This is a genomic window from Microcystis sp. M53603_WE2 (assembly GCF_030065435.1).
In genome coordinates, this window is the sequence record NZ_JASJFF010001143.1 from 1 (window position 1) to 10563 (window position 10563).

Annotated in this window: 13 protein-coding genes; 6 read left to right on the top strand and 7 right to left on the bottom strand. The window is 41.5% G+C overall.

What is annotated here, in order from left to right; translation table 11 throughout:
• The 3 genes from PX481_RS24090 to bchL all read right to left on the bottom strand — a co-directional run.
• A partial coding sequence (locus PX481_RS24090; protein WP_353852225.1) for a nitrogenase component 1 occupies positions 1-335 on the bottom strand: 335 nt, incomplete at its 3' end.
• A 16-nt stretch (positions 336-351) separates the two neighbouring features.
• Positions 352-1116, bottom strand: a complete 765-nt coding sequence (locus PX481_RS24095; protein ID WP_353852226.1) for a DUF5331 domain-containing protein — start codon at positions 1114-1116, stop codon at positions 352-354.
• Positions 1117-1354: 238 nt separating this feature from the next.
• Entirely contained in the window at positions 1355-2224 is an 870-nt protein-coding gene (gene bchL, locus PX481_RS24100; protein ID WP_002773281.1) for a ferredoxin:protochlorophyllide reductase (ATP-dependent) iron-sulfur ATP-binding protein, read from the bottom strand.
• Positions 2225-2684: 460 nt separating this feature from the next.
• On the opposite strand from bchL, the gene PX481_RS24105 reads away from it, so the two are divergent.
• From PX481_RS24105 to PX481_RS24115, 3 genes are all read left to right on the top strand, one after another.
• Positions 2685-3518 carry a hypothetical protein gene (locus tag PX481_RS24105; protein ID WP_002759151.1) on the top strand — a complete coding sequence of 278 codons (834 nt, stop codon included), beginning with the start codon at positions 2685-2687 and terminating at the stop codon, positions 3516-3518.
• Positions 3519-3534: 16 nt separating this feature from the next.
• Positions 3535-3720, top strand: coding sequence for a hypothetical protein (locus PX481_RS24110; protein ID WP_002759150.1), 186 nt, complete (start codon positions 3535-3537; stop codon positions 3718-3720).
• A 164-nt stretch (positions 3721-3884) separates the two neighbouring features.
• Positions 3885-4040 (top strand): hypothetical protein, encoded by a 156-nt coding sequence (locus PX481_RS24115; RefSeq protein WP_288027912.1) that lies wholly within the window; start codon positions 3885-3887, stop codon positions 4038-4040.
• Between the two features lie 96 nt (positions 4041-4136).
• Here the strand turns inward: PX481_RS24115 and PX481_RS24120 are convergent, their stop codons facing one another.
• Both PX481_RS24120 and PX481_RS24125 read right to left on the bottom strand, forming a co-directional pair.
• Positions 4137-5345, bottom strand: a complete 1209-nt coding sequence (locus PX481_RS24120; protein WP_002759149.1) for a 4-hydroxy-3-methylbut-2-enyl diphosphate reductase — start codon at positions 5343-5345, stop codon at positions 4137-4139.
• A 94-nt stretch (positions 5346-5439) separates the two neighbouring features.
• A complete protein-coding gene (locus tag PX481_RS24125; protein WP_002759148.1) occupies positions 5440-5913 on the bottom strand; it encodes a CRR6 family NdhI maturation factor in 474 nt (157 codons plus the stop codon).
• 1114 nt (positions 5914-7027) lie between these two features.
• Between PX481_RS24125 and PX481_RS24130 the strand changes: the two genes are divergently transcribed.
• The 3 genes from PX481_RS24130 to PX481_RS24140 all read left to right on the top strand — a co-directional run bounded on the left by PX481_RS24130 (position 7028) and on the right by PX481_RS24140 (position 8847).
• Complete coding sequence (locus PX481_RS24130) at positions 7028-7150, top strand: hypothetical protein (RefSeq protein ID WP_283160069.1); 123 nt, start codon at positions 7028-7030, stop codon at positions 7148-7150.
• Positions 7151-7337: 187 nt separating this feature from the next.
• Positions 7338-8207, top strand: a complete 870-nt coding sequence (locus tag PX481_RS24135; protein WP_288096449.1) for a bile acid:sodium symporter family protein — start codon at positions 7338-7340, stop codon at positions 8205-8207.
• Positions 8208-8250: 43 nt separating this feature from the next.
• Positions 8251-8847, top strand: a complete 597-nt coding sequence (locus tag PX481_RS24140) for a hypothetical protein (protein ID WP_288096451.1) — start codon at positions 8251-8253, stop codon at positions 8845-8847.
• Positions 8848-8870: 23 nt separating this feature from the next.
• Here PX481_RS24140 and recA read toward each other — a convergent pair whose 3' ends face one another.
• Both recA and PX481_RS24150 read right to left on the bottom strand, forming a co-directional pair.
• A complete protein-coding gene (gene recA / locus PX481_RS24145) occupies positions 8871-9938 on the bottom strand; it encodes a recombinase RecA (protein WP_002759143.1) in 1068 nt (355 codons plus the stop codon).
• Between the two features lie 127 nt (positions 9939-10065).
• A partial coding sequence (locus PX481_RS24150; protein WP_288096453.1) for an aldo/keto reductase occupies positions 10066-10563 on the bottom strand: 498 nt, incomplete at its 5' end.

Sequence of the window (10563 nt, forward strand, 5' to 3'; positions counted from 1 at the left end):
ATTTCGGTGGTACAAGTACCGATAAAAACGATAACGCTAGGGTTTCTATCTCGTTTAATTTGTAAGCAGAGGCGTTTTAATTCTTCGTAGTCTTTTAGTTGAGCGGAAATATCCCCTTCTTCTAATTCAGCCATGGCATAACGTGGTTCGGCGAAAATCATGACACCCATGGCATTTTGCAGGAAGTAACCACAGGTTTTTGTGCCGATAACAAGGAAGAAACTATCTTCGATTTTTTGGTATAACCAAGCAACACAGCTAATTGGACAAAAGGTGTGATAGTTGCCGGTTTCACAATCAAATTGTAAAGCGCTCGGTTCTTGAGTGGCGGTCATTTTGTTTGGTTCTCCTTTAACTTGGTTTATTTAGGTTTTCTCGTTGTAACTCTTGGCGGATTTTTTGCAGTACAGGATCCTCAGTAGGATATACAGAATTACTTAATGCTCTTTCTTTCTTTTCTAGTTGTTTCTTCTCAGGATCAAAATTTAATCCTAAAACTTCTAGCAGTTTGTCGCCATCGGAACTAAGTTGACAAAAGGGATACATCCACACTGATAATTGAGATTCTAAAACGGTAATCGCACCTATAATGATGTCAGCACTAGGACGTTTACCACCGTCGGGAGTTTTTCGCCACGAATCTTTAGAATCCGTTAAAGACTTAATCCACGGTTGATTATTTTGGTAGTAATCTAACCATTTATCTGGTAAGATTTTTAGCAATTCCTCAAAAATAATTACTTTGTTTTTTTCGACTGATAATTGTTTTTCTCGGAATCCGTTGAGATATTCAGTGTGCGAATTAGAAATCAGTAATTCTTTTTCCGATTTTTCCAACTCCTTTTTTTCAGAATCAAAATTTAGTCCTAAGACTTCTACCAGTTTGTCCCCATCGGAACTAAGTTGACAAAAGGGATACATCCACACTGATAACTTAGGTTCTAAAGCTGTTGCTGCCGCTATAATTATGTCAGCACTAGGACGTTTACCACCGTCGGGAGTTTTTCGCCACGAACCTCTGGAATTCATTAAACACTTAATCCAAGCTTGATTATTTTGGTAGTAATCTAACCATCGCCGCGGTAAGCTGGCTTTTAATTCCTCAAAGTTGCTCATTTTGTCCCCTTGACTGAATAATAATGTTCTCTCTATTAGAATTCCCAATGAGAGGGAAAAATTATCATCATCGAGTCCTCGATAAAATTCGTGGGTAGGGTGGGTTAGGCGACGATAAGTTAGGCTATTAACTAATAAGTTAATTCTTCGCCGTAACCCACCCATAAAAAGAGTTTATTGGTGATTATTGGTGGTTATTGGTGGGTTACGCTGTCCCTAACCCACCCGACAAAATAATCTAAACCATCATCAGGTCTAATTCCGCCTCGGCGTTAACTTTCGGTTTATCGGCATTAAGATAGAAATCCGATAATAAAGTGAATAATTCCCGGTCGGCAGATTCTTTGGGAATAACTCCTTCTGGTTTGGCTAAAATCTGATCGGCAATGTTGAGATAATAGTCACAAACATAACTTAACATCGGATCCTTGTCGGCCATTTCAAAGAGAGTTTGACCTTTAACTCTGGAGACGCGAATATCTTCAATTAAGGGTAAAACTTCTAACACTGGCATGGGAACATGATCTACATATTTATTAATTAAATCGCGTTTTGAGGTGCGATTACCAATTAATCCGGCTAGTCGCAGGGGATGAGTGCGCGCTTTTTCGCGGACGGAAGCAGCGATGCGATTGGCGGCAAAAAGAGCATCAAAGCCGTTATCTGTGACAATTATGCAGTAATCGGCGTAATTTAAGGGTGCGGCAAATCCTCCACAAACCACATCCCCCAAAACATCGAACAAAATCACGTCAAATTCATCAAAAGCGTTCAATTCTTTTAATAATTTCACCGTTTCCCCGACGACGTAACCGCCACAACCGGCACCGGCCGGAGGCCCCCCCGCTTCCACGCATTTGACACCACCGTAACCGTCATAGATAACGTCTTCAGGCCAGATGTCTTCGTAGTGAAAATCTTTTTCTTGCAGGGTATCGATGATTGTGGGAATCAGAAAGCCTGTCAGGGTGAAGGTGCTATCATGCTTGGGGTCACAGCCTATTTGTAGGACTTTTTTGCCTCTTTTGGCTAAAGCAGCCGAAATATTACAGCTTGTTGTCGATTTACCGATGCCACCTTTTCCGTAGACTGCGAGTGTTAAAGGCATGGAAGTTCTCCTAAATGTACGCTTGAATGGTGAGTTTGTTTATCAGTGCTTTGATCGTAATTATTGACCATCTCCCCACCCCTTGGAAAGAGGCTCAATTTTTATCTGCTATAGCTAGAGTGAGATTGAACGCTTAAAAATTATATAAATAATCTTTTAGAGCTTATAAAGTTTTTTAAAGTCATAAAAACTTATAAAAACAGCTTTGTTTATACATTTACTTTAAATACAAACAATAAACAAAAAACCACCAAAGCTTTACAAAAACTCGATAAACAGGGTTTTACCGTGGCAAACCAGAACAAAAAAGGTCAAGATAGAGGCAGTCTAGAGACCGATGTCAGATTTTCGTGAATAATCATTACAATTTTCCCCGTCAGCAGATTAAATAAATCGATCCTGAGAAGGATGCTGAAAAAAGCTGTAGTACAATTAGAACAAAGTACCTGTAGGGTTTCCCATGCGAGTTAAGCAAAAAACGCTGACTACACTCTTATTAGAGAATAAGGCTCCTCAATATCGTCCTTTTCTGGGGTTTTTTCTGGCTGGGTTTCCTTTGCTGTTTTTAGCATATTTGGTTTCTTTCCAGCGCGCTTATCTCAACTGCATGAGGTTAGGCACAAAAAGAATAGATTGTCAATATGTCCAAGAGTATAATTTTCCTGTTTCTAGTCGGGAAAATTTTTCTTTAACTCACATTAAAGCTACGGCTGTCTATCAAGAAGTTTTTATCAGTGTTGAGCAGAAAAAAACTGTTAATAACACGGTTTTATTGGTCGGGAGAAATAACTATCTCTACATCGAAAATTTTCGGGATGTGCAGTCAGCTAGTGATTTTAAAACTCGATTTGAGAGTTTTGTGAATAGATATCAAGCTCAGGAAATTATTGCCAAAAGTCCCCTAGATACCTTGTCAGCACTGCTAGAACACCACCATAATTATCCCTATTATCTCTGGGGTATGTTATGCTTATTGTCAGGTCTGTTATTACTTTATGATGTCAGCTATTGGGAGAGTTATGTCTTTAATCAGGGTACCGCTACCCTAACCCGTAGGCGACAACATTTAACTTTTAGAAGTGAAAGTGATTATCTTCTAGAGAGAATTGTTGAGGCAAAAGTAGAAGAGTACAAAGGCTTTTTGGGGTCTAATTACCGACGGATTATTTTAACCTTATCCAACGGGGAAAAAATTATCCTCAATTGCAGGTTATTGGAATCTATCAGTAACGGAAAAAGGGAAGAAAAAATTCTGGCAATGATTGCCGAAAAGTTAAACTTAACTCAAGAGTAAGTGTTAATCTAAGTAAATGCGCTCAAATTCTAGTTATTTAAAGTCTCTTTTTTTCGGTTTCCTATTAGTGACCGTGTTAGTTTATATATTGCGCGGCATGGGGATATTATCTTTTTTACCCGGAGGATTAATTTTGTTATTAATTCTCTCTTCCATGGTGACGGGAATTATCTACGGAATCGATAAAACCCGCCGTTTTTAGGAAAATATTGGCTCTTACGAGAAGAGCCGAACGGTTCTAACGTCAATGTCAAGATTGCGGTAGTTACAGCGTTTCTCAGATAGATGAGGTTCGTTCTTGCGTCTAAAACACTTGATTAGCAAGGATTACTGTATGCTTCACCTTTACGAGAAAGGTTGTAGGGTTTGCTGAATAAATCTGATACCAAATCCCTTTTTAATAGTGTGATTAACTCTCAAGTTATGAATTGTTTTTCCCCACACCCCACACCCCACACCCCACACCCCACACCCCACACCCCACACCCTGTCCCCATGAAAAACTTTTTCAGCAGACCCTAGTTAGTTTCTGAGCAATCCCACTGAGAAAAATATCAGCTGCATCTCCTATTTGTGCTATGAGATGCAGCTATTGCCAAAGGTTAACACCTAGGCTAATTAACCCGGGACTAAAGAAGATTTGAACGCAAAAATTTTCTCGATTACCTCTTCTACCACCTTATCAGGAGTGGAAGCGCCAGAAGTCACTCCGACGACAATTTTTCCCTCATTTAACCAGTTATCGGTGATAATTAAATCGTCCCCTAAAGGTTTATGTTCGATGCGATTACCGGGGAGAATGCGCTCGGCACTATCGATATGATAGGAGGGAATGGCACGCTCGATCGCTATTTCCTGTAGGTGAGTGGTATTAGAGGAATTATAACCGCCAATTACCACCATTAAAGAAAGCGGTTCTTTCACCAGTTCAAACATGGCATCTTGACGCTCTTGAGTGGCATCACAGATGGTATTAAAACTCATGAAATGATCTTTAAAATCGATCGGTCCGTACTTTCTCAACATAGTATGCTCGAAGAGTTTGCCAATTTCCTCCGTTTCACTTTTCAGCATCGTGGTTTGATTGGCAATACCGATATAATCTAGATCGCGATCGGGATCGAAACCCTGGGAATGGGCATTTTTAAACTTCTCTAAGAACTCATTTTTATCGCCACCGTGGAGAATATAATTAGCGACATAATTAGCTTGATCCAAATTTAAAACGATCAGATAAGTGCCAGCAAAAGAGCTAGTGGCGATCGTTTCTTCGTGATTATATTTGCCGTGAATAATCGAAGTGTGGTCGCTTTTTTTGTGTTTTTCTACGGAATTCCACACCTTAGAAACCCAGGGACAAGTGGTATCCACAATCATGCAACCCTTGTCGTTAAGTATTTGCATTTCCGAGACACTAGCCCCAAAAGCAGGTAAAATCACCACATCCCCCGATTCCACCACACTAAAGTCTTTTTGGCCATTTTCCACCGGAATAAAACTCACGGCCATGGAGCGCAGACGCTGATTAACCGAGGGATTGTGAATAATTTCGTTAGTAATCCAGAGACGTTCCTGGGGAAAATGTTGACGAGTTTCGTAGGCCATGGCGACAGCGCGTTCTACCCCCCAACAAAAACCAAAAGCTTGAGCGAGATAGATCGTCACGTCACCCCGTTCTAAACGATAATTATTTTCACGAATTTCTTGGATCAGGTCGCTTTGATACTCATTGGTCATTGCATCCATTACTTCCTCTTTGTGACCGAATCCCTTGCGGTTATAGTTATCCGATTGCTGTAGGGTGCGTTTAAAGGATTTTGTATCCATGATTCTCTGATAGGGGTATTGGTGGCGCTAAATTGGGCGAGACAGTAGCTTGCCATATATTAAAAATACCTTATCTAGTCAGCGCAGGAGGCTTTTAGAGACTAGAGAGAAATTCCTCGTCGATATCGTAACCAAACTGTTGAGCGAAAAATTTTAAGCGAGATAAAGCAGGAATTTGCTGACTTTTCAGCCAATCAGACAAAATAAAGAGTTTTTGCATCACAAAAATCTCTAAAGCTTCGGGGTTATATTGAATTCCTTCCCCGCGATGGAATTGATGGGGGACCAACATAGCAGCATAACGGGCGATTTCTCCCTGTTTTGGGTCAAGAATAAAGATTAACCAGGGATAAACCGCATCTAAACGCAGAAACCACAGCCTGACTTCTGGTATCTCTGATAATTCCCGCATATCACCCTCCGCACGAGGATAATCTATCTCTAATTGTAGAGCTTGTTCCAGTTCTGCGATCGCTGATCGGGACTGATAATCTTGAATAATAGTCTCTAAAGATAAGAGATCGAGATTTTGGATTTGATTGGGGTTAAGAGCGATTTTGACAGTCATAGGGGCAAATAAAAGGTTATATCGGGCGAAATTACTGTTTTTTATCCCTAGATCGACAATGATATATCTCAGAAAATACTCTCGATCGGGACAAAAAAACTAAGTTTGACTATTCTCTCACTCCGGAGCGAGAGAGGGAAACTGGACTAAAATCCTCATGATTGGATTTCTCCGACAATTTAACCTCCCTTGCACACCGGGTTTTTTAGATTGATAACTATTAGGGTGATATTGTCCTCGTTTGCTCATCAGTTCCCCATGGGTTCTTACTTCGCTAATTTTACCGTTTTCGAGAACAACAATGCGATCTGCCAGTGGACAAAGAGCTAACCGATGACTAATGACTATTGATAGATTTCCTATTCTCCACTGGCAGCAAGGGAGCCAGTCTTTCACTCAAAAATGAGCCGTGCTAAGGATAATTATTCTAGAGAATTTAACCCTTTTTATCTTAACTTAATTAGGGGTTTCTGAAAAAGTAGGGGCGAAGCATTCGGACAGGAAATCTACGGTTCAGCGATAGGTTATGCCCGAATGCTTCGCCCCGAAGATACAAGGTTTTGGACCACGATTCTCTCAAAATCTTGCACCTAATATTCCCCTAAACCCCTTACCTTGTCTATATTTAACATTTATTCAGCAAGCCCTAATTAAGTACAATCTATCGAGATTATCAAAGAGAGTGATATCGGGGAAATTAGCTACTTTATCAATTACTTTACCCCAGACAAATCCTCGAACTCGATCGCACAAAGAAGCAAAGAGTCAACTGGTAATCGTGCTGAGGGAATCGCTGAACAAGCTCAGGAAAATTAATCCCCTCACACTTGCGACTACCTTTAAAACAAACAAAGGTTGAGTCTTCTCTGAGGAATAATACACATTATTACATTCTCCCGCACTCGAACCAAGAATAAAGGTACAATAAAAATGTAGGGTTCTGGAGGGTTGCTATGTTTACACACAACTTAGAAGACAGAAAACTGTCCCTCGATCGAGAAGGGAAAACTCTGCAAAAATTCACCTATCGTTCACCAAAAATCTACCACCTCGATCGCCCTAGCAATTTATCAACAGAAAGGAATTCAAGGACTGCGGGATTTAGAAGGAAAATTTGCCCTCGTTATTTTTGATGGAAGTCCTGCGGCAACATTCCCTAGGCATTGCTGATGTCGAAAGTGGCAGTCGCATCGGCAGTTCCCTAGCTGTGATCCCATGGTTGCCACCAAGCAACTGAAGTATAACTAGGATATCATCCCGGAGCGGGAAGGGAAACTGGACTAAAATCGCCAAGGTTTGGATTTCTCCTACAATTTAATCTCCCCTGCACACCGGGGGTTTTTTAGTCAGCAAACCCTAACTAGGGACAAGAATAAATTAGTCAATTTATGGGAAAATAAGCTCGTCTTCTCCGCTTTTATCCCATGCAAGCCGACTTTTTTACTAATATCCTCTTACCCGTTGGCCTAGGCGTTTTAATGTTAGGCATGGGATTGGGATTAATTCTCGCCGATTTTCAGCGTATCACCCGTTATCCCAAAGCAGTCCTGATCGGTTTAGTCAATCAAATTATTATTCTACCGATCGTCGGCTTTATTATTGTTTCTCTTTTGCCTCTCCGGCCAGAAATTGCCGTCGGTTTAATGATTGTCGCCATTTGCCCCAGCGGCCCTTCCTCCAATGTTTTAACCTATTTAGCTAAGGGAGATGTGGCTCTTTCTGTTACTTTAACCGCTTTTAGCAGCATCATCACCATTTTCACAATACCTTTTTTAGCTAGTTTCATTCTCCAGCATTTTATGGGTGAAAGTGCCGCTATCTCCCTACCCATTGGTTCCACTATGGCGCAGATATTTTTGATTATAGTTTTACCCCTGGTTATGGGTATGACTATCCGCCATTACTTCCCTTTACTGGCCAAAAGTCTGGAACCGATAACTAATCGTTTAGCCGTAATTTTTCTAGCAGTTATTATCTGCTTATTAATCCTGAGAGAATGGCAACGTTTACCTTTATTTATCGCTCAAACTGGCCTGGGAGTGATTATTTTAAACACGATTGCTTCCCTAATTGGCTTTTTCAGTGGTCTTTTATTTCAATTAACTATTCCCCAAAGAATTTGTATTGCAATTGAAGTGGGTATTCAAAGCGGCACTTTAGCTATTGGCATTACTGCCGGTTTATTAAAGAATCCCGATCTGGCCATTCCCGCAATGGTCTATAGTTTATGGATGTATGTCAGCGCTTTTGTCGCTGTTTATTATGGTCGCAAAAAAGCAGCTTTGGCAAAATAGCTAAATGGGGTGATAGGATCTAGCTAAAAACTGATAACTGATTATGTTAATTGGTAAATATTTAACCCTAGAAGAATTATCTACCTGTTCCCAAACCTATCAAAAGTACGCAGCACAAATCGATCCCTACCCAAAAAGTACCGCAACGATAACCGCTTGGCAAAATCTCGCTCACTTTATTATCGATCCAATTATTGATAATTTTGGTCGAGAAAGATTCCAATTAACCTACGGATTTTGTTCCAATGATCTGAGAAAATTTCTCCAAAAAAAAGACCCGATCACTGGCTTAAAAAACGGTAGAATCGATCCCAGTCGTGATCAACATTGCGCCCACGAAATTAATCAAAAAGGTCAATATTATTGTCAGCGATTGGGGGCAGCCTGTGATTTTCGGATTATCGATTTAACTAGCGATCGCCTGATAGATTGGATTTTAACCCAAAAATTACCCTTTGATTCTCTCTATTTTTACGGAATTAATCGCCCAATTCATATCAGCTACGGCCCCCAACATAAACGAGATCTATGGACTTTTACCACTAAAGGAACACCGACTAAAAAAGGTTTACAATCATGGTTAGAAGCCGCTAAATCTATCGATTCTGAAGCTAAAAAATCCCCCAAAATAGGGGGATAACCAAGACCTAAAACCCTCTTCTTTTAGATTTCTGGTTCCAGATCGTCCTCATCGTCCTCGTCGGCCGGTTCCGTGGGGAAAGGAACCGAACCCATGTCTAATTTATCCCGCAATAACTTCTCAATTTCTGCCGCTACTTCTGGCCTTTCTTCGAGATATTTAACGGCATTATCGCGACCCTGGGCAATATTTTCGCCATTATAGCTATACCATGCCCCTTTACGAGTAACCACGTTAGTTTGTTCGGCGATATCGAGCATACAACCCACCTGGGAAATGCCTTTACCGAAGATAATATCAAATTCAGCAATCCGGAAAGGAGGCGCGACTTTATTTTTAGCCACCTTAACTTTAGCCCGAATTCCGTATTCCCCTTCCGTGCCTTTTTTCAAAGTTTGAATGCGACGGATATCTAAACGTACCGAGGCATAAAATTTTAAGGCCGTTCCTCCGGTGGTCACTTCAGGATTGCCGTAGGTGACACCGATTTTTTGCCGCAGTTGGTTGAGGAAAATCACCACACAACCGGATTTACCAATATTACCAGCAATTTTTCGCAGGGCTTTACTCATCAAACGGGCCTGCAAACCCACCTGATTATCCCCCATTTCCCCCTCAATTTCCGCCCGCGGCACTAAAGCGGCCACCGAGTCGATGACAACGATATCCACGGCCGAAGAACGCACTAACTGGTCAACTATTTCTAAGGCAGCCTCCCCCGTGTCCGGTTGTGCCACCAGTAAATTATTGATATCTACCCCTAAAACATCCGAATAGGTGGGATCTAAAGCGTGTTCCGCATCGACAAAGGCCGCCACTCCCCCAGCTTTTTGCACTTCTGCGATCGCATGGAGGGCTAAGGTGGTTTTTCCGGAACTTTCTGGCCCGTAAATTTCGACGATGCGGCCTTTCGGTAAACCGCCACCCAAAGCCATATCTAGGGTTAAAGCACCACTAGGCACTGTTTCCACCCGCATCCGGGTGGCGTCTCCTAAACGCATGATCGAACCTTTGCCAAAGTTGCGCTCGATTTGATTTAAGACTAAACCTAAGGCTTTATCTCGATCGGAATTATTTGTCATTGTCGCCATTAATTTTCTCCCCAGTTTTCTTAAGTAGTACAGCAGTATGCAAAGATTGTAGCCTGTTTTAATCTTGATCACCAAAAAGTTAGAGACTTTTTCCAGAATGGTGATCAAAAATCAAAAGTTTTGATTTTTACAGCCAAGGCCGGCTCATCTGTTCTAATTGCGTCACCTCTCGCGCTTCTAAACTCCATCCTAACGCCCCGGCATTTTCCCTCGCTTGGGCCGCGGTTTTTGCCCCCGGAATGGGAATCACATCCCCTTGGGCGATTAACCAATTGAGGGCGACTTGTGCGGGGGTTTTTTGGTATTTTACGCCCAATTCTTGCATTACCCTTAAAATTGGGGCTATTTTCTCCAAACCTTCTTTTTTGAACCGCGAGTCAACTTTTCTGGCTCCATCGGGCAAATTCTGGCTTTCTGGGCTATATTTACCGGTCAGTAGTCCTTGAGCGAGGGGGCTGTAGGCGAGGATGGTGACACCTAATTCCTTGGCCGTGGCTAAAATTGCCTTAGTTTCTATTTTGCGATACAAAAGCGAATACTGCACCTGATTGACCGCTAAGGGAACCTCTTTTTTCGCCAAAATCTGGCTTGCTTGACGCATTTGCTCGGCGGAATAATTACTTAC